Genomic DNA, 21,971 nt, shown 5'->3' with positions numbered 1-21,971 from the left:
TAAATTCAATGAGCACCAATTCTTTTTCCGCGCTGCTCAAACAGCGCCAGTTTCTTCGTTTTTGGTTTGCGCGTTTAGTGGGCATCATGGCCAACCAGATGCTCATGTTGGCTGTGGCCTGGCATGTGTACGACATGACGTCCAGCGCTTGGGACTTGGGGCTGGTGGGCCTGTTTCAGTTCATTCCCGCGTTGCTGATGACCTTGCCAGCAGGGCATGTGGCCGACCGGGTGCATCGCGGGCGCTTGTTCGCCGTGTGTATGTTGGCCCAGGCTGCGGTGGCTTTGGTGTTGGTGTGGGGCATTGAGGGTGGTTTTGCCAGCCGTGAGTTGATTTTTGCCTTATCGGTGGTGCTGGGTGTGGCACGCGCTTTCCAAATGCCCGCGCAGCAAGCCATCACGCCCACCTTGGTACCCGGCCATTTGTTGCAACCGGCAGTGGCCCTGAGTTCGAGCGGTGTGCAAGTGGCCATCATTGGCGGACCGGCTCTGGGTGGTTTGCTCTATGTGTTGGGGCCCACCACGGTCTACCTCACCTGCGCGGTGTTGCTGTCGCTGGCTTTTGTGTTGACCTGGTGGGTGGTGATGCCGCACACCAAGGTGGCGCACACAGCCGCCACATGGCGCACCGTGATGGCTGGCGTGATGTTTGTGTGTGAGCGCCAAATTTTGCTGGGGGCCATGGCGCTCGATTTGTTTGCCGTGTTGCTGGGCGGCGCGACCGCTTTGTTGCCCATTTATGCGCGCGACATCTTGCATGTCGGACCCGAAGGCTTGGGGCTGCTGCGTGGCGCACCTGCGGTGGGGGCCTTGGTGGTGTCGCTGATCTTGGCGCGTTGGCCGATGCAGCGCCATGTGGGCCATCGCTTGCTGCTGGCGGTGGGCGTGTTTGGTTTGGCCACGGTGGTGTTTGGCTTGTCCGAATCTTTCTGGCTGTCCATGCTGGCACTGGCCGTGACGGGTGCGGCAGACAACATCAGTGTGGTGACCCGCTTGACCTTGATGCAGATGGAAACCCCCGACGACATGCGCGGGCGCGTGGCGGCGGTGAATGGCATTTTCATTGGTGCGTCGAACCAGCTTGGTGAGTTTGAGTCGGGAGCCACAGCCGCGTGGCTGGGGCCGGTGGGCTCGGTGGTGTTTGGCGGCATTGGCACCATGGTGGTGGCGGTGCTGTGGTTGCGCTTGTTCCCCCAACTGGCGCACCGTGACCGCATGACTTGAATTTTTTCCCAAAGGATGTCCCGATGAAGATCACCCCATGGCTGTTGTGCAGCCTGATGCTTGGCGCCGCTGGCGCTCAAGCCCAAACCCAAGTCGCACACAAAGACTACCCCAACCATCCAATTCGCATGGTGGTGCCTTATGTGGCGGGAGGGCCGATGGACTTCATTGGCCGCACCTTGAACCAAAAAATGGCCCCCGCCCTGGGGCAGAACTTTGTGATCGACAACCGCGCGGGCGCGGGGGGTGCCATTGGCACTGGGGTGGTCGCCAAGTCGGCACCCGATGGCTACACGTTGCTCAACACCTCGTCGAGCCATGCCAGCTTGCCTGTGGTGTCACCCAGCTTGAGCTATGACCCTGTGAAAGATTTCACGCCCATCACCTTGGTGGCCAACAGCGTGGGCTTTGTGGTTGCCGTGGGGCCGAGCGTGAAGGCCAACACCTTGCAAGAGTTCATCGCCGATGCGAAAGCGCGGCCCGAGAAGCTCAACTACGGCTCGGGCGGTGTGGGCAATGTGATGCAGTTTGCGGCCGAGTTTTTCAACACCAGTGCGGGCACCAAGATCAACCACGTGCCCTACAAAGGCGTGGGCGAGGCGATCACCGACTTGATGGCCGGACGCATCGATGTGTGCATTGGCTCGGCCACGGCGCTGTTGCCCTTGGTCAAGTCGGGCAAGCTGCGTGCCTTGGCCATCACGGGCAAAACCCGCTGGGCGTTGATGCCGGATGTACCCACGGTCGATGAAGCGGGTGTGAAGGGCTTTGTCTACACGCCTTGGTACGGCTTGTGGTACCCAGCTGGCACGCCCATGGAATACGTGACGCGCATGCGCCAAGAAGTGGTCAAGGCCTTGGAAGACCCGGAGGTCAAACGCGCATTTGCCGAGCAGGGCTATGTGACGGTGGGCTCCACGCCCGCTGAGTTTGCCAAGGTGATTGCCGACGAGATCGACGCCAACAAACGCTTGGCCACCAAGATCAACTTTGCGGCACCTTGAGGCAGCACTTGTCGCCACTGGCTGGACGCTCCACCACCACGCGAGCCAAATTGGGCAAGGCGTCTTTGAGTTGGGTATGTAAAAACAGGCACAGGTTTTCCAGCGTGGCCGGGCCTAAACCGGCCACTTCGTCTAAGAAGTGGTGGTCGAGTTGGGTGCGTACTTTCTCGACTTCTTGGCGCAAGTAAGCCAAGTCCATCATCATGCCGGTGGCTGGGTCGGGTGTGCCCGCGATGGTGACTTCTGCGTGGTAGGTGTGGCCGTGGATGCGCAGACTGCCTTGGGCGTCAATCGTTCGGCGCAAGGTGTGGGCCGCTTCAAAGTAGAAGCGTTGGCTGAGTTCAAACGTCATCGAATACCGATCAATTTATGGGTTTGCACGCTCAGTCGCCACTGAGGGTGTGACTGGCAATAGGCGATGGCGGCTGCGGTGTTGGCCGCGGCCAAGGGGCCGTCCATCGGTTGCAGGTAGTGGTGTTCAAAGTGGAGTTGTTCAAACTCTTCGGGATGGTTGCCCGCTTGTGGGTAGACCAGCTTGAGCTCTTGCCCGCTGCGCACCACCAAGGCGCTGCCTGCTTTGGGGCTCACACACAGCCAGTCGATGCCGTCAGGTGGCAGCACCGTGCCGTTGGTTTCCACGGCGATGGTGAAGTTTTGGTCGTGCAGGGCTTGAACCAGTGCCGCGTCGACTTGCAACAAGGGCTCGCCTCCCGTGAGCACCACCAAGCGATGCGCTTGGCCCTTGGGCCAGAACGCGGCAATGGCGAGGGCCAAGTCTTGGGCCGTGGCAAATTTGCCGCCACCGTCGCCATCGGTGCCCACAAAGTCGGTGTCGCAAAACTGGCAGATGGCGCTGCTTCGGTCTTCTTCTCGTCCGCTCCATAAGTTGCAACCTGCGAAGCGACAGAACACGGACGGACGGCCCGCGTTTGCCCCTTCGCCTTGCAAGGTGTAGAACATTTCTTTCACGCTGTATGTCATGGGGATGGACTGTACCGGAGTGCTAACCTCTGCCCATGAGACCCATTTCCAGCTTTCTTTTGGTCCGTCGTTTTTTACGCAGTTGTGTCGTCGTGTGCGTCGCGACGTTGGGCTGGGTCCATGCCCAGGCGCCCAGCTCGCCTGCGGCGTTGCTGGCGCCGAGCGGTACCTTGCGTGCTGCCATCAACTTGGGCAATCCGATCTTGGCGCGACGCGACCCTGTCAGCGGTTTACCGGTCGGGGTGTCGGTCGATTTGGCCCAGCAATTGGCCCAGCGTTTGGGTGTGTCCCTACAGATGGTGGTGCTTGACGCCGCAGGCAAAGCGGTGGAGGCGGTGACGCAAGACCAAGCCGATATCGGCTTTTTTGCATTGGATCCGCAGCGTGCACAGGGGGTGGCCTTCACCGGCGCGTATGTACAAATTGAGGGGAGTTATTTGGTACGACAAGATTCGCCCCTGCAGCACAACGACGAGGTGGATGTGGCCGCACACCGTGTGGTGGTGGGCAAGGGCAGTGCGTATGACTTGTTTTTGAGTCGTCATTTGAAGCATGCGCAGATCGTGCGCGCTCCCACATCACCGCAGGTGGTGGACTTCTTTCTGGCCCAGCAGATGGAGGTGGCCGCCGGGGTGAAGCAGCAGTTGGAGGCCGATGCCCAACGTGTGCCCCATGTGCGTTTGTTACCTGGCCGCTTCATGGTGATTGACCAAGCGATGGGCTTGCCCAAAGCGCGCGGACAAGCGGCGACCGAATGGCTGACCCAGTTTGTGCAGGAGATGAAAGTCAGCGGTTTTGTGGCACAGGCCTTGGTGCGGCACCGTATCGACGGTGCGTCAGTGGCACCCTGATGTGGTGGGGTGAAAAGATGTTTAAATTTTTATGCGCAGCAATGGCATGCATGGGGCTACAGGTTTCAGCGCAAACACCGTTGCAAGACCGTTTGACGGGGGATGTGGGCGTTGCCGTGTACAACACGCAGAACATTGTGCCGAGTGACGGTGCGGAAAATTTTGTGCTGCCTTACGCCTACTTTGACTATGGTCGTTTTTATACCCGAGTGGACACCTTGGGGGTGAAAACTGCCCGCTTGGGCATGGGCTACTTAGAGCTTGCTGCGCGCATCAGCTTTGAGGGTTTCAAGACAAATACCCCGCGTCTGAGTGGCGTGCAGGCGCGTGCCAATCCGGTCCCCGTGGGGTTGGGAACTTACCAAGAGACCCCTTGGGGGGCCTTCTTTGTGTATGGCTTGTACGACACCACCTCGGGTGGCTTTTTGCAAGAGGCCACGTATGCCGCCGAATTCAAGCTGGGCGCAGTGACGGTGTACCCGCAATTGGGCGTAGAGCATCGCAGTCGCAAGTATGTGCAGCATCTCTACGGAGTGTCCGCGGCGGAGTCGCTCAGCAGTGTGTATGGGGCCTACAGCGCAAGCGCCTCGACCACCCCTGTGTTGGCCATGGCGTTTGAGCTGCCTCTTAGCGAGGCATGGCACCTGAATTTGCAGTTGCGACGTCGCTGGTTGGATTCGGCCATTACCCAGAGCCCATTGGTCTCGACCAAGCTGCAAGACAGTGGGTTTTTCGCCCTGACGAGATCTTTCAAATAAGGACGCAGCGCATGGATGCCGCGATGACGTTCACGCGCGCTTTCTGAGTGCCCGGCGCAGTTCGGGCGATTGCACGGTGGGCACTTCAAAGGCGGGTTCATTCAAAAACTCGTTGACCGTTTTCTTTAAAAAGCGCGCGGTCTCTAAGCTCACTGTTTCGCGTTCGTTGTCGACCGTGATCATGTGGTAGCTGTCGCCCAAGTAAATGAAGTCTTTCTGGCTGGATGACACATGGCGATAAGCCCGTTCAGCATTGCGGATATGAACGGTCTCATCGTCGACCGCATGAAAGAACAACACAGGTGCGTCCACATCAGGTACATGTTTGAGCGCTTCTTTGATGAGCTTGCGTCCTTCTGTGATGTAGTGCATGGTCAAAATATCAGAACCACTTTCAGAGATATGGGCAGACTTCATGGCGCGTTTGACCATGGCGCGCATCTCCTCGTTTTTCACGCCATAGGGTTCTTCTTCCTCATAGGTGTAGCGGTTGGCAAAAGGCAGCCACGCGGCCCAATCCAGCAAGAACCGATACCAGGGCATGGCCCAGCCGTCATAGGACAGTGCGGTCGACAACAGCACCAGGGCATGGATGTTTTCTCGTTGTGCCAACACCATGGCCAACGTGGCGCCCATGGAGACGCCAACCACGGAGACCGTGGTGTATTGCTTGCGCAATTCCCACAGATGGTTTTGGGCTTGCTCCACCCAAGCCTCCCAGGCTTGTCCAGGGGTGCCAAAACAATACCCAGTGATGTCGGGTACCACCACCGAGAAGCCTTGCTGGTGCAAGTCTTTGGCCATGCGCGCCAATTCGACCGAGCTGGCACCCAGCCCATGTAACATCAAGACGCAGTGCGGCCCGCCTGGAAGGTAAATGCCGTTTGATGCGATCGCGGATTGACTCATGGAAATCAAAAATTCAAAAAATTGGGTGAAGTTTTCTCAGGAACAGGCGTTCTTGGGGGCTTGCTTCATCACACTGGTGGCGTTTGTGATTCGCTACGTGTTGCATCCCTACATAGAACCCTATGCAGTATTTCACTTTTTCATCGTGGGATGTTTGTTAATTCAATATTTGTACGGTTATAAATTTTCTGTCTTTTCAATCTTGGTCAGCATTGGGCTGGGCAATTACTTTTTTGTGCCGCCTTATGGGACGTTTGATCAAATCTCACACAAAGATTTGATTACTTCTCTCAACTTCGCCGTGGTGACTGGCGTGGCTGTGGCCTTCATGGAGTCTTTGCGTCGATCGGTGTACGCCCGTGAGTTGCTGTTGAAGGTGATGGAGTCACGGCACAAAATTTCGCTGCACCGCGAGAATGATCGGATTTTTTACGCCAAAAAAACCAGCGAGGCGTGGGCCATTCTCGAAGAGTTGTTGACGGACTTTGACAAGATCATCTTGATCAAATTCGGAGACGCCGACTACAAGTTGGAGCCTTTGTTTTACAAGTTGGCTCAGAACTTTGATCTGCATGAGCCAGTTGAAAATTGGCAATCTGGTGTGGCGCTTGAAGATGTCCCGGTGTTGAACGGTCATCTCGAAGGATTGGATGCCAACGCCAAAAACACGGTGTTTTTCTCGGTCGGATTTTGCAAGACTTCCGATGTGTTTGAACGCTACCCAGTCGTGGTGGAGCGCTTTACTTTCATGGGCAAGTCGCTGTCTGTGCTGAAGTTGGCTTGAGTTTTTTGCCGAGATGGCAAGCCCTAGAGCAAGGCTGAGGCCATGTTGATCATCAAGGCCACCACGGTGGTGTTGAAGAAGAAGGCCAACACGCAGTGGAGCAAGCCCACACGGCGTTGCGCACGGCTGGTGAAGCTCACGTCTGCAGTTTGACCTGAGGTGCCAATGACGCAGGCAAGGTACAAAAAATCTCCGTAATCGGGGGCGTGGCCGCCTGGAAAATCCAACCCACCTGTTTGGTTTTTGATTTCCCCCACGTAGTAGTCGTGGGCGTAATGCAGCGCGAACATGATTTGTGTGAAGCCCCATGAGGACACCATGGTCAATGCCGCCAAGCCGATGTGGGCATAGCGCAGGGTGCCTTGTGCGGTTTTGGCCAATGCCAATTCGGCCACGATGGCAGCCAGGCAAGTCAGCGCTGACATGACCACCATGCCCAGCAAGATGAGACGACCTTCGTCTTGTTGCAGGGCTCGGGTGCGCATGCGTTCGTGGCTGGAGCCGAACATCATGTGCAAAGCTAGCACCAAGTAAAGCAAGGCCCCGACATTCCAGGCCAGGGTCAGCCGGGTGATCCAATGCAAGGCCCACTCGCTCGGGAACAGCACCAAGCTCATCACCCCTAACGCGATGCAAAAACTCAACCTTGGACGGTTGCGCACGATGAGGATGATTTTTTGCAGCATGCGATCAAATTTATCGCTGAGACTTAACCGAGCAAGGCATCGGCAAATTCCTGCGCATTGAACGTCTCAAGGTCTTGCACCGATTCGCCCACACCAATGAAATACACCGGCACCGGTGTGCCACCCGCAGCACTGCGGCTTTGGCTCCACAAGGCAATGGCGGCCAGTACGCCGCCTTTGGCGGTGCCGTCGAGTTTGGTGACGATCAGTCCTGTCAATCCCAGTGCTTCGTCAAAGGCTTTGACTTGCGCGAGGGCGTTTTGCCCGGTGTTGCCGTCAATCACCAGCAACACTTCGTGGGGGGCTGTGGCATCTGCTTTTTGCACCACGCGTTTGATTTTGCTGAGCTCTTGCATCAGGTGCAGTTGCGTTGGCAAGCGTCCTGCCGTGTCGACCAGCACCACATCTCTGCCACGTGCTTTGCCTGCGGTGACAGCGTCAAAGCTCACCGCGGCGGGGTCGCCGCCAGCCTGGCTGACGATTTCCACTTGGTTGCGGTCTGCCCACACACCGAGTTGTTCTTTGGCGGCTGCGCGGAAGGTGTCGGCTGCTGCCAGCAGCACGGAGGCACCGCTGTCGCTCAGGTGGCGAGTGAGTTTGCCGATGGAGGTGGTTTTGCCCGCGCCGTTGACGCCAGCCACCATGATCACGGTGGGTTTGTGTGCACCAATGACCAAGGACTTTTCCAGTGGTTTGAGCAGTTGGGCAATCGATGCTGCCAGCAAGGCTTTGACTTGTGAGGGGTCTGTGGTGCGGCTGTCTTTGACACGCTGCTTCAAATCGGCCAGCAAGTACTGGGTGGCCTGCACGCCAGCGTCGGCCATCAGCAAGGCAGCTTCCAGTTCTTCGTAGAGCGCATCGTCGATTTGCGTGCCGGTGAATACCGTGCTGATGCTTTGACCCGTGCGGCGCAAGCCTTGGCCCAGACGTGCCATCCAGCTTTGACGTGGGCGCGGTGAGGCGGTTGCTGTCGGTGCGGACGTATTTTCTGCGTGCGTTGCTGAAGGCGTGTCCGCCACAGACGGAGCACTGATTTTTTTCTTGAAAAAGCTAAACATGGGTGGGGGTTTCTAGAATCAAGCCATTCTATGAAACCCACTACCCCTTCTCCCAAATTACCCAAAGGCGCTGGCGAGGTTCGCATCATCGGCGGTGAATGGCGTCGTACCAAGCTGCCTGTGGCTTTGAAGCCAGGTTTACGACCCACGCCAGACCGCGTGCGTGAAACCTTGTTCAACTGGCTCGGCCAATCCCTGTTGGGCTGGCGTTGTGTGGATGCGTTTGCTGGCACGGGGGCTTTGGGGTTAGAGGCTGCCTCCCGAGGTGCTGCCCATGTGCAACTGTGCGAAAGTGATGCTGGGTTGGTGATGCAGCTCAACACCCAGGTGGCGCGCCTGAAGGCCAGTGCGGTTCAGGTGCAGCGAGGCGATGGCGTGGCGTGTTTGAAGCAACTGGGCGCGTCGAGCGTGGACCTGGTGTTCATCGACCCTCCGTTTGACAGCGGTTTGTTTGATGCCGCGTTGCAAGCTGCAGCCCAGGCCGTGAAGGCCGACGGCTTTGTGTACCTAGAGGCGCCCGCGCGTTGGAGTGATGAGGCCTTGGCTGTGTTGGGCCTGACGGCCTACCGTCACCTCAAGGCAGGCACGGTACATGCCCACTTGTTGCAGCGAATTGCATAATCCCTTTCAAGTTGAATTTGCAGGAGTGTCCATGGCCAAAAAGCCCGTGATTGCCGTTTATCCCGGCACGTTTGATCCCATCACTTTGGGGCATGAAGACATCTTGGTGCGAGCAACGCATTTGTTTGATCGAGTGATCTTGGCGGTGGCGGCGGGGCATCACAAAAAAACCTTGTTCAATTTGGACGAACGCATGGCGATGGCGCGTGAGGTGATGGTTGCCTATCCTCAAGTCACGGTGGAGCCGTTCAGTGGTTTGGTGCGTGATTTTGTACGTACCCATCAGGCGCATGTCATGGTGCGCGGTGTGCGTGCCGTGACCGACTTTGACTACGAGTTCCAACTCGCGGGCATGAACCGCCAACTCATGCCGGATGTGGAGACGGTATTTCTCACGCCAAGCGCACAGTACCAATTCATTTCGAGCACCTTTGTGCGTGAAATTTCTCAGCTGGGCGGAGAGGGCGATGCCAGCGATTTGGTGTCACCCGCGGTCTATACGCGTTTGATGGCGAAGAAAGCGGCGGCTGCATGATGTGGCGTGCTGGGGTATGACCGACTTTTTACTCATTCGACATGGTGAGACAGACTGGAACAAAGAGCTTCGGTTCCAGGGCCAAGTGGATGTGCCACTCAATGCCATGGGCCAGGCCCAAGCCCAGCGTTTGCAAGAGCGTGTGCAGCAGTCACTCGTTGCTTGGGCTGAACAGGGCCACGTGCCGACACGTGTGATCAGCAGCGATTTGCTGCGGGCGCAACAAACCGCCGAACCTGTGGCGCAAGTCTTGGGCTGTGAGCTCTTCTTGGAGATTGGTTTGCGCGAGCAGTGCTTTGGCAGCTTTGAGGGTTTGCGTGTGCCAGAAATCAAAGTGCAGCATCCTGAGGCATGGCAGCGCTGGTTGGACTTCGATGCCAACTACGCGGTGACGGGGGCCGAAAGCACTCAGGTGTTCCATGACCGGGTGGTGTCTGCTTTGCAGCGTTTGGCCCAACAGTACTCTGGCGAGCACTTGGTGGTGGTGACGCACGGTGGTGTGCTCGACATGGTGTGGCGCAACGCGCAGGCGCTGTCCTTGCATGGTCCGCGCGCGTGTGACATACCTAATGCTGGCTGGAACCAGGTGGCTTGGGCGAGCGGTTTGCATATTCACACCTGGGCTGACACTGCGCATTTGCATGGCATGCCGCCCCAACCGGTGTATCGCCCTGCGCAACTGAAAGTTTGAGTCGACTAACAACCGCTTTGTGGGTACGGTTGTATGGGGGGTGTGGCCTGGGACTGGGATAATCGGGTTTTAGCTTTTGACCCCAACTGGATGTTGCCATGGCCTTGATGATCACCGACGAATGCATCAACTGCGATGTGTGTGAACCCGAGTGCCCGAATGAGGCGATCTTTTTGGGGCCAGAGATTTACGAAATCAACCCCGACAAATGCACCGAGTGTGTGGGCCACTTCGACGAACCTCAGTGTGTTCAGGTGTGTCCGGTGGCTTGTATCCCCGTCAACCCGCAACGGGTGGAGGGTCGAGATGCGTTGATGGCCAAGTTTCGTTTGTTGATGACGTCTGCTTCACCGCCTGCTGTGCCAATCCTGTCTCCGCCAGACGGTTCGCCCAAGGCCTGAACTACATCACGGTTTTTGTGCCGTGTCTGAGCTGGTTTTTTTCTTGACGGGTTGCTTCGCCTTGCCACTGTTTGAGTGGGTGCTGCCATCTTTTGCGGTGAAGTAAGGGTTGACCTTCTGGCTGTGTGCGTGATGAGGTGGTGCCAACGTATCTGGTGCTGTGCCTGATGATTGGGGGAGTGCGCTGTCTTGTGGCCAAGCGGGAGTGACTGCTGGCGAATGGACAGATGCTCGGCGCTCGGATTGGAGGCGGTTTTTCTCCAAGGCTTGCGCCTCGCGCTGTGTTTGCAGTGTCAAACGTTCTTGCGCTTTGGTTTGCTCCGCATTGCGCGTGTCTTGCACTGCGGGGGCTGTGCTGTTTTGGCACAAGGCCGTGGCGCTGTACTGGTCACCACAACGGTAGACGGTCTGTGCGCGTGTTACAGGTGGTATGAGCCACAGCAACGTGGCTGCAATCAGGCAACTGCTTGTGATGCCTCTACTTTGAGTCGGTATCAGACGTCGTGGATGGTGGTGTGACATGCCGTGTCTCCTCTGGCTTGGCCAGCGTGGCCGGCCTGGGAGGTTTGGGCCGGGGCGGCTTGGCGGTATGGACCATTTGTGTGGCTTTGACCATGTCACCCGATAGCAAATGTGGCAGTGCCAAGGAAGTTCGCATCACGCAGTCTTCGATGGCACTGCGTTGATCGGGCGCTGGTTTTTTCAGTACCCAATTGGCAACTTCTGATTTCACCCCCGGATGACCGATGCCGATGCGCAGTCGCCAGTACTGGTCTGTGCCGAGTTGCGCATGGATATCTCGCAAGCCATTGTGCCCAGCATGGCTGCCCCCGAGTTTGAGTTTGGCTTCGCCGGGTTGAATGTCCAACTCGTCGTGCGCAACCAAAATCTCGTTGGGCTGAATTTTGAAAAACCTAGCCAGTGCTGCCACCGATTTACCCGACACGTTCATGAACGTTTGGGGCTCAAGCAGCCAAATGTTGTGGCCGTGAATCGCGGTTCGTGCGACCAGGCCGTGGTAGGCGCGGTCAGGTTGCATGTGCACCTTCAGGTCGCGCGCGATGGTGTCAATCCACCAAAAGCCCGCGTTGTGGCGTGTTGCTTCGTATTCGGGGCCTGGATTTCCTAGGCCAACTAAGAGCTTGATCATGGAGGCTGATTATCCGGGGTGCTTTCCAATGAAAAACGGCCCACCGAGGTGGGCCGTTAGCAGACAGACCAAGAAGATTACTTCTTGCCAGCAGCGGCAGCCGCGGCTTCTGCGGGGGTCGGCTCGTCAGCCTTGGTCGCCACCACGGCCACCAACACGGGGTTGGCTTTGCCTTTGGTCACAGCGGACACGCCAGCAGGCAGTTTGATGTCGTTGAGGTGCAGCGAGTGACCTTTGGTCAAGCCGCTCAGGTTCACAGCGATGAACTCGGGCAGGTCTTTGGGCAAGCAAGACACTTCCAGTTCGGTGGCCACGTGGTTGATCAAGCACTGGTCCACTTTGGCTGCAGGGGAGTTTTCTTCACCACTGTAGTGCAAAGGCACTTTCTTGTTCATTTTGGTGTTGGCATCGATGCGTTGGAAGTCGATGTGCAACACGAGTTGCTTGAACGGGTGGTATTGCACGTCGCGCAACAGCACTTCGGTGTTCTTCCCGTTGAGTTCCATTTCCAAGACAGAAGCGTGGAAGGCTTCTTTCTTGAGGGCGTGCCACAAAGCGTTGTGGTCGAGCTCAATCAACAAAGGCTCAGTGGTGCCACCATAGACGATGCCAGGTGTACGACCGGTGATACGCAGACGGCGGCTCGCACCCGTTCCCTGCTTGCTGCGCTCAAAAGCGACGAATTTCATAGTTTCACTCCAGTGAGAGCCCACCGCGACCAGTGTGGCTCCAGTTTCAAAAAGGGCTGACAAGCAGCCCAGGACAATGTTCGACGACGCGCAATCAGTCTGTTTAGAACAGCTGGTCTTGGTCGGAGAACAAACTCATCACCGACTCGCCTTTGGCAATGCGCTGGATCGTTTCTGCGATCAGCGGTGCCACCGAGAGTTGGCGGATTTTCTTGCAAGCACGCCCAGCTTCGCTGAGCGGGATGGTGTTGGTGACCACCACTTCATCGAGGGCATCGCCTTTGGCAATGCGTTCGATGGCGGGACCCGAAAAAATAGGGTGCGTGCAGTAGGCGTAAACTTTTTTGGCGCCACGCTCTTTCAAGACCTCGGCAGCTTTGACCAAGGTGCCGGCGGTGTCGATCATGTCGTCCATGATCACGCAGTTGCGGCCCTCGATATCACCAATGACGTTCATCACCTCAGAAACGTTGGCCTTGGGGCGACGTTTGTCGATGATGGCCAAGTCGCATCCCAACTGCTTGGCCAATGCACGGGCACGCACCACACCACCCACATCGGGGGAGACCACGATCAAGTCGTCGTAGTTCTTCAGGCGCAAATCACCCAGGAGCACGGGGGATGCATAAATGTTGTCAACCGGGATGTCGAAGAAGCCTTGAATCTGGTCGGCATGCAAATCCATGGTCAGCACACGCGCTACACCTACGGTTTGCAGCAAGTCAGCCACCATCTTGGCAGAAATTGGCACACGGCTAGAGCGTGGACGTCGGTCTTGACGTGCATAACCAAAATAAGGGATGACAGCGCTGATGCGTTCTGCGGAGGCGCGCTTCAAGGCGTCCACCATGATCAGCAATTCCATCAAACTTTCATTGGTGGGTGCGCACGTGCTTTGCACCACGAAGACATCGCGGGCACGTACGTTTTGATTGATTTCAACGGTGACTTCGCCGTCAGAGAAGCGGCCCACATTGGCAGCTCCCAGGTCGATACCAAGGTGTTTGGCAATTTCGGCTGCCATCGTTGGATTGGCGTTGCCGGTAAAGACCATGAAGTCGGGAGTAGGGGTCGACATGATGACGGTGACTTTCGCTTCAAGATGTATGACGCCAAAGTGCCGTCACTTGCAATCTTTGGCAGGGGAAGAAGGACTCGAACCTTCGCATGCCGGAATCAAAATCCGGTGCCTTAACCAACTTGGCGACTCCCCTACACAGGTCAGCAGCTTTGCAGCTACCAACCGTTAATTGTCGCTGACAACCCAACCAGCCAATGGATGAATTGCCATGTTGCTGCACACCCGCATTTGCCATGAAGAGGGTGGCTCAGGAAGCAACACACCTTCGGGCAACTGCGCAAAAACTGCACTGCCAGATCCGGTCATGCGTGGGCTTAATCCAAAAGAACCTAGCCATTGAAGGGCTTGGTCAATTTCTGGGCACAGCGCCTGAGCCACTGGCTGCAAGTCGTTTCGACCAAAGTCGAAAGGATGAACAGCGAAGACCGAAATTGTAGCAGCTTCTGTACGCCTCTCCAAGTTCGGATCACGAAAAATTCGCGCTGTCTCCAAGCCCGCGTCGGGTTTGATCACGACAAACTGTCTCGGCGGTAATTCAATCGGTGTAATTTGCTCGCCAATGCCTTCCACCCAAGCGTTGTGGCCGTGCAAGAAAAATGGCACATCGGCACCGAGTGCAAGCCCTAGAGGTAAAAGTTTAGACAGCGGCCAATTCAAGCCCCACAAGCGATTTAGAGCTAGCAGTGTGCTGGCGGCATCTGACGACCCACCCCCCATGCCCGCTTGTGCAGGGATAGATTTCTCCACGGCAATGTGTGCCCCAAATGATGTCTGACTGGCTGCTTGCAAGCTGCGTGCTGCCCGCGTGATCAAGTCGTCGGGGGGAAGTGGGGTGGTCAGGTCTTCGCGTTGAATCACTGAGCGGTCCAAGCGCTCGAAGTGGAGTGTGTCGCACCAGTCGATCAGCATGAAGGCCGATTGCAGCAGGTGGTAGCCATCTGGACGTTGTCCCGTGATGTGCAAAAACAGGTTCAGTTTGGCAGGTGCTAAAACGTCGGTCAGGGTGCGCATGGTGCAACAGCAATCAGTCGATTTTCAGGCGCAGCACCACTTCGGGCGAGGGGGTTGTACGCCGTGCAACGAGGAGGCCTTGCTCAAGGGCGGATAGGTCAGCTTGCCAGCCAGGTGTTGTTGACGGTGTGCCTTGCAACCAATCAAACAAGGTTGGCACAGGCAGTGCGGCGCCAGTGGCTTGTTCGGTCAAAGCGTCCATAGACTCGAAGGCTTGCTGCTCATTGCCATGCAGCCATATCACCGAGCCTGGAGCCCAGCGCACGGCAGCTACGGTGGTACCCAATGGCGAGTACAAATCGAGCGCGCCATGCGAGGCGTTGCCGCGTAATAAAAAACTTGCGCTCATCGATTGAGGTGGGCTGTTGTGAACGACTACGCTCAAGCGACCTTGCCATTCGGGCTGCGTCGGGCTGAGGGTGAGCGGGTCACGCGGCATCATGCGCTGGGGGCTTGCGCAGGCAGCGAGCCATAGACAAGTGGCCAAAGCGGCCAAAAGTAGCCATGTCTTTCGAGACACCGGTTACCCCTCAAAGCTCAGGTTTGAGGCGTTGCAGTGTTTCTTGCAAAGTCTCGTTGTCGGGCGCTGACTTGATGCCTTCACGCCAAATTTTGCGTGCTTCATCGCGTTGGCCCATTTGCCACAGCACCTCGCCCAAATGCGCGGCAATCTCTGCGTCGGCACGGTCGTTATAGGCTTTTTGCAGATAGTTGAGCGCGCTGGGCAAGTCGCCTAGACGGAATTCGACCCAGCCCAAACTGTCGGTGATGAATGGATCGTCAGGTGCAAAAGTCAGTGCTTTGATGATGAGTTGCTTGGCCTCTTGCAGTCGAATTTTGCGATCGGCCAACGAAAACCCCAGTGCGTTGTAGGCGTTGTAGTACGACGGTGCTTTGGCAATGACGGCACGCAGCAGTTGCTCCATCTCGTCGAGGCGGTTGAGCTTTTCAGCCAGCATGGCTTGTTCGTACAGCAACTCGGGTGCATTTGATTGAGCATTCGCCAGCACGTCAAAGGCCGCTTGCCATTGACGCTGGTCACGCAATAACTGCACTTCTGCCAACAAACGGTTGTTTCTTTCTTGGGTGTTGTTGGCGGGTAGTTGGGCCAGCAATTGGCGTGCCTCATTGAGCTTGCCTTGACGTGCCAAAAGTGTTGCACGTCGTGTCTGTGCTTGGGTGATGCCGCGTACAGCGTCTTCTCCCGAGTCTTGTTTGACCATGTTGACGTAGCGTGCCAAGGAAGCTTCTGCTTGTTTGTCTTGGCCTTGTTCAAATTGCAGCGAACCCAATACCAACCATGCTTCAGCTTGCTGTGGGTATCGGCTCGTGACGTCTTGCAACACAACTTGTGCGTCTGCATAACGCTGCAATTCAATCAACACGCGCGCATAGTTCATCGCCAGTTCGGGCGTGTCTTGCTGGCGCATGGCTTGTATGACCAAGGCCTGGGCTTCTTTGACTTGACGACCCATCAGTTCTAGGCCCAGCAGGGCAGGGCCGATGGACTGTGGGTCGATGGCCAGTCCCTTCTGGGCAGCTTCCAGTGCACCTGTCAGATCCTGGCTCGCCAAGCGCATTCTTCCTAGGCTGGTCCAGGCGGCGCCTCCTGTTGTATTGGCTTGCAGGTAAGGTTCGAGCGCCTTGTGTACCACTTCTGTGGCCAGTTTTTTCTCAGTCACCCGGTTGTAGTGTCGAGGGATCAGACTGATCACGACTGCTCGCTCAGGCAGTGGGGCCAACGCAATTTCTTTTTTCAGCGGCTCCAAGCTCTCAGCGGTTTGATTGAGTGCCAGCAAGATTTGCAACACATGGTTGTTGGCTGTTCTGTCTTTCGGATAAGCCTGCGCCCAAGCGCGCGCAGCCATCAAAGCGCCATCGCCTGAGCGGGCTTGTAGTGCTATGTCGACAGCACGGCTGTAGAGCTGCGTGTCGTTGGATCGACGTGCAGCATCAAGCAACAAAGAAAATCCCGCCCCAGGTTCACCTTGGCGCAAGTTGAGTTCACCCAGCAAAATTTCATACAGCAGCTCGCCAGTGAGCGCTGAGTTCTCCACCTTTTCTGGTGCGTCATCGGTTTGCGCGTGACCCCAGGCAGGCCACCCCCCTGCAATGCTGAGCAGCAAGACCAAACGCCAAGCCTGGATAGGGGCTGAAAACAAGGGCAATTTCATAGGGGCATCATAATCGCTGACTGATTTTTGACGTCTGCACCATGCCCGAATTACCCGAGGTTGAAGTTACCCGATTGAGTTTTGCCGATCGCATTGCGCAAGCCCGCATCACGGGTGTGCGTGTGGGCAAAGCCTTGCGTTGGCCCTTGGGGTGTGTACCGCAGTCATTGCTGAACAGGCAGGTGCTGGGTGTGCGTCGTCGTGGCAAGTATTTATTGGTCGATTTGGACCAGGGCTTGCTGCTGTGGCACTTGGGCATGTCTGGCAGTTTGAGGTTCAGTCAAGATCGCAGTCCACCAGGGACCCATGACCACTTTGATTTGGACACTGACCAGGGTTTGTTGCGTCTGAACGATCCGCGTCGCTTTGGGGCTGTGGTGTATGCAGAAAGTGAAACCAGTCCACAAGCGATCAAGTTGTTGGGGCATTTGGGTATAGAGCCCTTGGACGGGCAATTCGACCTGGATGCTTTTCACCATGGCTTGCGGCAACGCCGATCCGCCATCAAGCAGGTCTTGTTGGGCGGTGATGTGGTGGTTGGGGTGGGCAATATCTATGCGTCTGAGGCCTTATTTTTGGCCGGTATTCGTCCCACGTTGCGGGCGGATCGGGTCAGCCGGCCACGTGCTGAGAAATTACGTGCAGCCATTGTGGATGTGTTGGCCCGAGCGGTTCTCAAAGGTGGCAGCACATTGCGAGACTTCTCCAGCGCCGACGGTCAGCAGGGCTATTTCCAATTAGAGGCCATGGTGTATGGCCGTGCAGGCGAGCCCTGCCGTGTGTGCGCGACCCCGATTCGCCAGTTGCGCCAAGGTCAACGCTCGACCTATTACTGCCCCACCTGCCAGAAAGCCTGACCTGATGACTCAACGACACATGGGCTTTGCCGAGGCCGTGGTGGCTTGGCAAAAAAAGCATGGACGACACGACTTGCCGTGGCAAAACACGCAAGACCCTTATGCGGTTTGGTTGTCTGAAATCATGTTGCAACAAACTCAGGTCAGCACGGTGCGTGACTATTTCGCACGGTTTTTGCAATGCTTTCCCACGGTTGCCGATTTGGCCGCAGCGCCCTTAGACGATGTGCTGGGCCTGTGGAGCGGTTTGGGCTACTACAGCCGCGCCCGCAACATGCACAAGGCAGCGCAAGCCGTGGTGGCTTTGCACGGCGGCGTGTTTCCTCGCAGTTCAGAAGCTTTGCAAACCTTGCCGGGCATTGGCCGCTCGACGGCGGCAGCGGTGGCTTCGTTGTGCTTTGGCGAACCCATTGCCATCTTGGATGGCAATGTCAAGCGGGTGCTGACGCGTGTGTTGGGTTTCAAGGATGACTTGGCCTCTTCTCGCCATGAGCGTGCGTTGTGGGAGATTGCGCAAACCATGTTGCCAACACGAGATGTAGCACGCGCCATGCCGCGCTATACCCAAGGTGTGATGGACATGGGCGCGACCTTGTGCACGCCCAAGCAGCCGAGGTGCTCCCAATGTCCCGTTCAAGCGCAATGCGTGGCAGCGGCAGAGGGCGCGCCCGAGCGTTATCCGGTCAAAACGCGCAAACTCAAACGAAGTGCAGAGTCGTGGTGGTTGTTGCTGGCGCAAACGTCTGCGGGTGAGGTGTTGCTGGAACAACGGCCACACACAGGAGTGTGGGCCGGTTTGTATGCCTTGCCCATGTTCGCCACTTTGGCGGACTTGCAAGCGGCAGTGCCCAAGCGTCAACGCGCGCACTTGCAAGAGGAGGGCATGTTCAAGCATGTGCTGACCCACAAAGACCTGCACCTTCACCCGGTGCGTTTGGTGTTGCCAAGCGCTCAGGCCTTGGGGCATGGGCAGTGGCTGGCGGGCGATGCATGGCCCAGTTTGGGCTTGCCAGCCCCTGTGCGAAAACTCCTCACAAACCCATGATGTCCAATTCGCGATGACGCTTGAGCGTGACCCAGTCTTGGGTGAATTGCTGGCTCAGGCGCTCCACCAGATACACCGAACGGTGTTGCCCGCCTGTGCATCCGATCGCCACTGTCACATAGCTGCGGTGGTCTTGGTTCAGCTGGGGTAGCCACGAGGTCAAGAACGCAGAAATATCCACCGCCATTTTGTCAACCGGTGGGTGTTGCTTGAGCCACTGAGCCACGGGCTCATCGCGTCCTGTCAGAGGACGCAACTCGGGTTCGTAGTGTGGGTTGGGCAGCATGCGCACATCGAACACATAGTCAGCATGCAAGGGAATGCCGCGTTTGAATGCAAATGACTCGAACATCAAGGTCAGCTGCGTGGCAGGTGCTGACACCAGTGATTTGATGTAGGCCTGCAACTTGGTGTTGCGCAACAAGCTGGTGTCAATGATGTGCGAGGCTTCACGCAAGTCAGCCAGCAATTGACGCTCTAACTCAATGGCTTCAATCAAGTCACGTTGCTGGTCAGGCACGGTGTTGGAGTCTTCTTGCTGCGACAGCGGATGACGACGGCGAGTTTCTGAAAACCGGTGCACCAACACCTCTGTGCTGGCGTCCAAAAAGAGGGGGCGCACATTCACATCCAAGGCACGCAGATGGCTGAGTTGCGGCATCACCAAGGGCAGCGAGCCGGCACTGCGCACGTCCATGGCAATGGCCACTTTGTTGGCGCGTTGCTGCTGTTCAAGCTTGACGAACGGCAGCAACAACTCGGGCGGCAGGTTGTCGACGCAGTAATAGCCCGCGTCTTCCAGCGCGTGCAAAGCCACCGACTTGCCCGAGCCGGACATGCCTGTGATCAGAACAATTTCTTGGTTCATGCGCTGCGAACTTTTTTCAGGGCGGGTCTGTGCAACATTTCTCGGGCGTGGGCGAGGGTGGTCTCTGACACTTTCTCCCCTCCCAGCATGCGGGCAATTTCGGCGACGCGTTTGTCGTCTTCCAGTCGGGTCACTTGGCTGGCCGTGCCTTGTACATCGCTGTGTTTCGAGACCACCAGATGGTGATCTGCACAAGCCGCGACCTGGGGCAAATGGGTGACAGCCATGACTTGGCGGTCACGACCGAGTTGCTGCATCAGACGACCCACGGTTTCTGCCACGGCCCCGCCCACGCCAGAATCGACTTCATCAAAGATCAAGGTTTGTGCACTGCCCAGCTGGCTGGTGGTGACCGCAATCGCCAACGCAATGCGAGACAGCTCGCCACCTGAGGCCACTTTGCCCACCGGGCGTGGCGTGGTCCCGGGGTGACCCGCCACCAAGAACTGCACGTTTTCCAAGCCACTGGCTGTGGGTTGGTCGGTCTTGTCGAGCTGTACTTCAAAACGTCCGCCTTGCATGCCCAACCCCTGCATGGCCTGTGTGATGGCGGTGGCCAGTTTGGGTGCTGCTTTGGCGCGGGCTTGTGACACCACACGTGCCTGTGCCTGGTAAGCCACAGCGGCCTGTGCCTGTGTGGCTTCTAAAGCGCCCAAGTCGGTGGCGGCATCGAGTTGCGACAGCCGTGTGCGCCATTCTTGGTAAAGGGCGGGGAGCTCCTGCGGTGTGCGTTTGAAGCGGCGCGCCAGTGACATCCACAATGACATTCGTTCATCCAGGCTGTGCAAACGCTGAGGGTCCAGCTCGGTATGTCCCAAGTAGCTGTGCAAGGAGTGCGCCACATCGGCGGCTTGCGCCAGGCTAGACGCCAGCACATCGACCCAGTTGGCAAATTCAGCCTCCACGCTGGCTTGGTCTTGCAGCACATCTTGTGCGCGCGCCAGTTGGTGCAAGGCACCGTTGTCTTCATCTTCCAGTGCGGCTATTGCAGCGCTGGTCGCGTCCATCAGGGCTTGCGCGTTGGACAAGCGCGTGTGCTGCGTGTTGAGCTCGTCCCACTCGTCGCTGCCAGGCGAGAGTTTGTCGACTTCAGTCATTTGCCAAAGCAGGCGTTCACGTTCTTCTTGCAGTGTGTGTTGTGCGTTGCGTGCATCTTGCAGTGCTTGCACGCTGCGTCGCCACGTGCTCCATAACTGACCCAATGGCCCTAAGCTCACACCCGCGTAGGCGTCGAGCAAGCCCCGCACTGCGTCGGGGCGGGTCAGGCTTTGCCAGGCGTGCTGGCCGTGGATGTCGAGCACTTTGTCGCCCAAGGCCCGCAACTGGGTGGCAGTGGCTGGGCTGCCGTTTATCCAGGCGCGGCTTTTGCCTTGTGCGTCGATGGTGCGCTTGAGCAACAAGCTGTCGGCGGGTGCACTGTCAGCGTCAAAGCCTTCTTCGTGAAGCCAACTGTGTAGATCCGTGTTGACATCAAACTCCGCACAAATCTCAGCCCGTGCAGCGCCTTCGCGCACCACGCTGGCGTCAGCACGCGCGCCCAGGACCAACTGCAAGGCGTCAATCAAAATGGATTTGCCCGCACCGGTTTCACCCGTCAGCGCTGTGAAGCCACTCGACAGGTTCAGGTCGAGTTCCCGCACGATCACAAAGTCGCGCAAAACGATGTGCTGCAAGCTCATGCCACGCCCTCGTTCCAGTGCAGTTTTTTACGCAAGGTGTCAAAGTAGCTCCAACCCTTGGGGTGCAAAAAGCGCGCCTTGTGTTGCGAGCGACGCACGGTGATGCGGTCCCCAATCAACAAAGAGGCCAACGATTGCATGTCAAAGTTGGCACTGGCATCGCGCCCGGCCACGAGGTCGATCACGATCTCTCCGGGGTCTGCCAGCACGATGGGGCGGTTGGAGAGGGTGTGTGGCGCAATTGGCACCATCACCCAGGCCGGCAAAGAGGGGTGCAGCAAGGGGCCCCCTGCTGACAGCGAGTAAGCGGTTGAGCCCGTCGGTGTGGCAATGATCAAGCCATCGGCGCGTTGATTGGCCACAAAGTGGCCATCCACTTCCACCCGCATCTCCACCATGCCCGAGGTGGCACCACGGTTGACCACCACGTCGTTGAGGGCCAGGGCGTCAAACACACAATGCCCATCGCGCCAGACCTTGGCGTGCATCATGGCGCGGTTGTCTTCTTCGTATTCACCGCGCAGCATGGCTTGCAAGGTGTCGGCAAAGGCGTTCAGCGGAATGTCGGTGATGAATCCCAGTCGTCCTTGGTTGATGCCAATCAAGGGCACTTGGTACTGGGCCAGTTGTCTTCCATAACCCAGCATGGTGCCGTCACCTCCCACCACCAAGGCCAAATCGCAGTGTGTGCCAATGCCTCGTACATCCATCACTGGGTAGCCCGACAATCCGGTGTTGGCAGCGGTGTCGTGCTCCAGAACAACTTCACAGTTCTGCGCGTGCAGAAACTGTGCAATGCTCTCCAGGGTCAGCCGTGTAGATGGCTTGGCACCGCCCGCCGTGGGTAGTTGGTATTTTCCGAGCAGTGCGATGTGGCGAAACTTCGATTTCATAGCCAAATTACATCATTAAAAT

Annotated in this window: 26 protein-coding genes and 1 tRNA gene; 11 read left to right on the top strand and 16 right to left on the bottom strand. The window is 57.3% G+C overall.

The features are described from left to right. The first annotated feature begins 8 nt into the window (after positions 1-8). Both B9Z39_RS11545 and B9Z39_RS11540 read left to right on the top strand, forming a co-directional pair. Entirely contained in the window at positions 9-1,223 is a 1,215-nt protein-coding gene (locus B9Z39_RS11545) for an MFS transporter (RefSeq protein ID WP_100143791.1), read from the top strand. A 23-nt stretch (positions 1,224-1,246) separates the two neighbouring features. Then, complete coding sequence (locus B9Z39_RS11540; RefSeq protein WP_108301832.1) at positions 1,247-2,227, top strand: tripartite tricarboxylate transporter substrate binding protein; 981 nt, start codon at positions 1,247-1,249, stop codon at positions 2,225-2,227. Here the strand turns inward: B9Z39_RS11540 and B9Z39_RS11535 are convergent. Together B9Z39_RS11535 and queE are read right to left on the bottom strand one after the other, a co-directional pair. Next, on the bottom strand, positions 2,208-2,579 hold the full coding sequence (locus B9Z39_RS11535; RefSeq protein ID WP_100143795.1) for a 6-carboxytetrahydropterin synthase: 372 nt from the start codon (positions 2,577-2,579) through the stop codon (positions 2,208-2,210). The genes B9Z39_RS11540 and B9Z39_RS11535 overlap by 20 nt on opposite strands. Further along, positions 2,576-3,208: a 7-carboxy-7-deazaguanine synthase gene (queE, locus tag B9Z39_RS11530; protein ID WP_108301831.1), complete on the bottom strand. Its 633-nt coding sequence runs from the start codon at positions 3,206-3,208 to the stop codon at positions 2,576-2,578. Before queE ends, B9Z39_RS11535 begins: the two co-directional genes overlap by 4 nt. A gap of 35 nt (positions 3,209-3,243) precedes the next feature. Here queE and B9Z39_RS11525 point away from each other — a divergent pair, with 35 nt between their 5' ends. Next, entirely contained in the window at positions 3,244-4,059 is an 816-nt protein-coding gene (locus B9Z39_RS11525) for an ABC transporter substrate-binding protein (protein WP_108301830.1), read from the top strand. 17 nt (positions 4,060-4,076) lie between these two features. After that, positions 4,077-4,817 carry a MipA/OmpV family protein gene (locus B9Z39_RS11520; protein WP_233248989.1) on the top strand — a complete coding sequence of 247 codons (741 nt, stop codon included), beginning with the start codon at positions 4,077-4,079 and terminating at the stop codon, positions 4,815-4,817. A 30-nt stretch (positions 4,818-4,847) separates the two neighbouring features. Here B9Z39_RS11520 and B9Z39_RS11515 read toward each other — a convergent pair whose 3' ends face one another. Further along, positions 4,848-5,726, bottom strand: coding sequence for a carboxylesterase (locus B9Z39_RS11515; RefSeq protein WP_108301828.1), 879 nt, complete (start codon positions 5,724-5,726; stop codon positions 4,848-4,850). A gap of 25 nt (positions 5,727-5,751) precedes the next feature. On the opposite strand from B9Z39_RS11515, the gene B9Z39_RS11510 reads away from it, so the two are divergent. Next, positions 5,752-6,510, top strand: a complete 759-nt coding sequence (locus tag B9Z39_RS11510; RefSeq protein WP_158236098.1) for a DUF4118 domain-containing protein — start codon at positions 5,752-5,754, stop codon at positions 6,508-6,510. Positions 6,511-6,533: 23 nt separating this feature from the next. On the opposite strand, the gene B9Z39_RS11505 is transcribed toward B9Z39_RS11510, so the two are convergent. Together B9Z39_RS11505 and ftsY are read right to left on the bottom strand one after the other, a co-directional pair. Continuing rightward, positions 6,534-7,196, bottom strand: a complete 663-nt coding sequence (locus tag B9Z39_RS11505; protein WP_108301827.1) for a DUF1345 domain-containing protein — start codon at positions 7,194-7,196, stop codon at positions 6,534-6,536. 23 nt (positions 7,197-7,219) lie between these two features. Continuing rightward, on the bottom strand, positions 7,220-8,254 hold the full coding sequence (ftsY, locus tag B9Z39_RS11500; protein WP_108301826.1) for a signal recognition particle-docking protein FtsY: 1,035 nt from the start codon (positions 8,252-8,254) through the stop codon (positions 7,220-7,222). A gap of 30 nt (positions 8,255-8,284) precedes the next feature. Here ftsY and rsmD point away from each other — a divergent pair, with 30 nt between their 5' ends. From rsmD to B9Z39_RS11480, 4 genes are all read left to right on the top strand, one after another. Next, a complete protein-coding gene (gene rsmD / locus B9Z39_RS11495; protein WP_100143812.1) occupies positions 8,285-8,875 on the top strand; it encodes a 16S rRNA (guanine(966)-N(2))-methyltransferase RsmD in 591 nt (196 codons plus the stop codon). Positions 8,876-8,906: 31 nt separating this feature from the next. Beyond that, the gene (gene coaD / locus B9Z39_RS11490; protein ID WP_100143815.1) at positions 8,907-9,410 is read left to right on the top strand and encodes a pantetheine-phosphate adenylyltransferase; all 504 of its coding nucleotides are present in this window, start codon (positions 8,907-8,909) and stop codon (positions 9,408-9,410) included. Between the two features lie 16 nt (positions 9,411-9,426). After that, positions 9,427-10,101 carry a histidine phosphatase family protein gene (locus tag B9Z39_RS11485; RefSeq protein ID WP_100145019.1) on the top strand — a complete coding sequence of 225 codons (675 nt, stop codon included), beginning with the start codon at positions 9,427-9,429 and terminating at the stop codon, positions 10,099-10,101. 98 nt (positions 10,102-10,199) lie between these two features. Continuing rightward, on the top strand, positions 10,200-10,502 hold the full coding sequence (locus B9Z39_RS11480) for a YfhL family 4Fe-4S dicluster ferredoxin (protein WP_100143817.1): 303 nt from the start codon (positions 10,200-10,202) through the stop codon (positions 10,500-10,502). 6 nt (positions 10,503-10,508) lie between these two features. On the opposite strand, the gene B9Z39_RS11475 is transcribed toward B9Z39_RS11480, so the two are convergent. From B9Z39_RS11475 to B9Z39_RS11440, 8 genes are all read right to left on the bottom strand, one after another. Then, complete coding sequence (locus B9Z39_RS11475) at positions 10,509-11,024, bottom strand: hypothetical protein (protein WP_143474120.1); 516 nt, start codon at positions 11,022-11,024, stop codon at positions 10,509-10,511. Then, positions 10,981-11,652, bottom strand: a complete 672-nt coding sequence (pth, locus tag B9Z39_RS11470) for an aminoacyl-tRNA hydrolase (protein WP_100143821.1) — start codon at positions 11,650-11,652, stop codon at positions 10,981-10,983. The genes B9Z39_RS11475 and pth overlap by 44 nt, the downstream gene beginning before the upstream one ends. Positions 11,653-11,729: 77 nt before the next feature. Next, positions 11,730-12,341 (bottom strand): 50S ribosomal protein L25/general stress protein Ctc, encoded by a 612-nt coding sequence (locus tag B9Z39_RS11465; RefSeq protein WP_108301825.1) that lies wholly within the window; start codon positions 12,339-12,341, stop codon positions 11,730-11,732. A gap of 103 nt (positions 12,342-12,444) precedes the next feature. Continuing rightward, entirely contained in the window at positions 12,445-13,419 is a 975-nt protein-coding gene (locus B9Z39_RS11460; protein ID WP_100145021.1) for a ribose-phosphate pyrophosphokinase, read from the bottom strand. A gap of 59 nt (positions 13,420-13,478) precedes the next feature. Continuing rightward, positions 13,479-13,555: transfer RNA gene (locus B9Z39_RS11455), tRNA-Gln, on the bottom strand. 32 nt (positions 13,556-13,587) lie between these two features. Continuing rightward, complete coding sequence (gene ispE, locus B9Z39_RS11450) at positions 13,588-14,433, bottom strand: 4-(cytidine 5'-diphospho)-2-C-methyl-D-erythritol kinase (RefSeq protein ID WP_108301824.1); 846 nt, start codon at positions 14,431-14,433, stop codon at positions 13,588-13,590. 13 nt (positions 14,434-14,446) lie between these two features. Then, entirely contained in the window at positions 14,447-14,875 is a 429-nt protein-coding gene (locus B9Z39_RS11445; protein ID WP_108301823.1) for a lipoprotein insertase outer membrane protein LolB, read from the bottom strand. 88 nt (positions 14,876-14,963) lie between these two features. Continuing rightward, positions 14,964-16,607 (bottom strand): tetratricopeptide repeat protein, encoded by a 1,644-nt coding sequence (locus B9Z39_RS11440; RefSeq protein ID WP_108301822.1) that lies wholly within the window; start codon positions 16,605-16,607, stop codon positions 14,964-14,966. A 41-nt stretch (positions 16,608-16,648) separates the two neighbouring features. Between B9Z39_RS11440 and mutM the strand changes: the two genes are divergently transcribed. Beyond that, complete coding sequence (gene mutM / locus B9Z39_RS11435; protein ID WP_108301821.1) at positions 16,649-17,464, top strand: bifunctional DNA-formamidopyrimidine glycosylase/DNA-(apurinic or apyrimidinic site) lyase; 816 nt, start codon at positions 16,649-16,651, stop codon at positions 17,462-17,464. A 4-nt stretch (positions 17,465-17,468) separates the two neighbouring features. After that, positions 17,469-18,509 carry an A/G-specific adenine glycosylase gene (mutY, locus tag B9Z39_RS11430; RefSeq protein ID WP_108301820.1) on the top strand — a complete coding sequence of 347 codons (1,041 nt, stop codon included), beginning with the start codon at positions 17,469-17,471 and terminating at the stop codon, positions 18,507-18,509. Here the strand turns inward: mutY and rapZ are convergent. The 3 genes from rapZ to B9Z39_RS11415 are packed head-to-tail and all read right to left on the bottom strand — an operon-like array spanning position 18,496 to position 21,949. Further along, positions 18,496-19,377, bottom strand: a complete 882-nt coding sequence (rapZ, locus tag B9Z39_RS11425; RefSeq protein ID WP_100143835.1) for an RNase adapter RapZ — start codon at positions 19,375-19,377, stop codon at positions 18,496-18,498. The genes mutY and rapZ overlap by 14 nt on opposite strands. Beyond that, entirely contained in the window at positions 19,374-21,056 is a 1,683-nt protein-coding gene (gene recN, locus B9Z39_RS11420; protein WP_108301819.1) for a DNA repair protein RecN, read from the bottom strand. Before recN ends, rapZ begins: the two co-directional genes overlap by 4 nt. Then, positions 21,053-21,949 (bottom strand): NAD kinase, encoded by an 897-nt coding sequence (locus B9Z39_RS11415; protein ID WP_108301818.1) that lies wholly within the window; start codon positions 21,947-21,949, stop codon positions 21,053-21,055. The genes recN and B9Z39_RS11415 overlap by 4 nt, the downstream gene beginning before the upstream one ends. Between the last annotated feature and the right edge of the window lie 22 nt (positions 21,950-21,971).

The sequence above is a fragment of the Limnohabitans sp. JirII-29 genome, assembly GCF_003063395.1.
Lineage (GTDB): Bacteria > Pseudomonadota > Gammaproteobacteria > Burkholderiales > Burkholderiaceae_C > Limnohabitans.
This window is presented reverse-complemented; position numbering and strand designations above follow the sequence as displayed.

Excerpts from the sequence above, each read along its gene's own strand:
- B9Z39_RS11485 (WP_100145019.1), top strand. The coding sequence starts at position 9,427 with ATGACCGACTTTTTACTCATTCGACATGGTGAGACAGACTGGAACAAA.
- B9Z39_RS11545 (WP_100143791.1), top strand. The coding sequence starts at position 9 with ATGAGCACCAATTCTTTTTCCGCGCTGCTCAAACAGCGCCAGTTTCTT.
- B9Z39_RS11445 (WP_108301823.1), bottom strand. The coding sequence starts at position 14,875 with ATGATGCCGCGTGACCCGCTCACCCTCAGCCCGACGCAGCCCGAATGG.
- recN (WP_108301819.1), bottom strand. The coding sequence starts at position 21,056 with ATGAGCTTGCAGCACATCGTTTTGCGCGACTTTGTGATCGTGCGGGAA.
- mutM (WP_108301821.1), top strand. The coding sequence starts at position 16,649 with ATGCCCGAATTACCCGAGGTTGAAGTTACCCGATTGAGTTTTGCCGAT.
- rapZ (WP_100143835.1), bottom strand. The coding sequence starts at position 19,377 with ATGAACCAAGAAATTGTTCTGATCACAGGCATGTCCGGCTCGGGCAAG.
- ftsY (WP_108301826.1), bottom strand. The coding sequence starts at position 8,254 with ATGTTTAGCTTTTTCAAGAAAAAAATCAGTGCTCCGTCTGTGGCGGAC.
- coaD (WP_100143815.1), top strand. The coding sequence starts at position 8,907 with ATGGCCAAAAAGCCCGTGATTGCCGTTTATCCCGGCACGTTTGATCCC.
- B9Z39_RS11540 (WP_108301832.1), top strand. The coding sequence starts at position 1,247 with ATGAAGATCACCCCATGGCTGTTGTGCAGCCTGATGCTTGGCGCCGCT.
- ispE (WP_108301824.1), bottom strand. The coding sequence starts at position 14,433 with ATGCGCACCCTGACCGACGTTTTAGCACCTGCCAAACTGAACCTGTTT.
- B9Z39_RS11465 (WP_108301825.1), bottom strand. The coding sequence starts at position 12,341 with ATGAAATTCGTCGCTTTTGAGCGCAGCAAGCAGGGAACGGGTGCGAGC.
- B9Z39_RS11480 (WP_100143817.1), top strand. The coding sequence starts at position 10,200 with ATGGCCTTGATGATCACCGACGAATGCATCAACTGCGATGTGTGTGAA.
- B9Z39_RS11505 (WP_108301827.1), bottom strand. The coding sequence starts at position 7,196 with ATGCTGCAAAAAATCATCCTCATCGTGCGCAACCGTCCAAGGTTGAGT.
- B9Z39_RS11440 (WP_108301822.1), bottom strand. The coding sequence starts at position 16,607 with ATGAAATTGCCCTTGTTTTCAGCCCCTATCCAGGCTTGGCGTTTGGTC.
- B9Z39_RS11535 (WP_100143795.1), bottom strand. The coding sequence starts at position 2,579 with ATGACGTTTGAACTCAGCCAACGCTTCTACTTTGAAGCGGCCCACACC.
- rsmD (WP_100143812.1), top strand. The coding sequence starts at position 8,285 with ATGAAACCCACTACCCCTTCTCCCAAATTACCCAAAGGCGCTGGCGAG.
- queE (WP_108301831.1), bottom strand. The coding sequence starts at position 3,208 with ATGACATACAGCGTGAAAGAAATGTTCTACACCTTGCAAGGCGAAGGG.
- B9Z39_RS11520 (WP_233248989.1), top strand. The coding sequence starts at position 4,077 with ATGTTTAAATTTTTATGCGCAGCAATGGCATGCATGGGGCTACAGGTT.
- B9Z39_RS11515 (WP_108301828.1), bottom strand. The coding sequence starts at position 5,726 with ATGAGTCAATCCGCGATCGCATCAAACGGCATTTACCTTCCAGGCGGG.
- pth (WP_100143821.1), bottom strand. The coding sequence starts at position 11,652 with ATGATCAAGCTCTTAGTTGGCCTAGGAAATCCAGGCCCCGAATACGAA.
- B9Z39_RS11460 (WP_100145021.1), bottom strand. The coding sequence starts at position 13,419 with ATGTCGACCCCTACTCCCGACTTCATGGTCTTTACCGGCAACGCCAAT.
- B9Z39_RS11525 (WP_108301830.1), top strand. The coding sequence starts at position 3,244 with ATGAGACCCATTTCCAGCTTTCTTTTGGTCCGTCGTTTTTTACGCAGT.
- mutY (WP_108301820.1), top strand. The coding sequence starts at position 17,469 with ATGACTCAACGACACATGGGCTTTGCCGAGGCCGTGGTGGCTTGGCAA.
- B9Z39_RS11415 (WP_108301818.1), bottom strand. The coding sequence starts at position 21,949 with ATGAAATCGAAGTTTCGCCACATCGCACTGCTCGGAAAATACCAACTA.
- B9Z39_RS11475 (WP_143474120.1), bottom strand. The coding sequence starts at position 11,024 with ATGTCACACCACCATCCACGACGTCTGATACCGACTCAAAGTAGAGGC.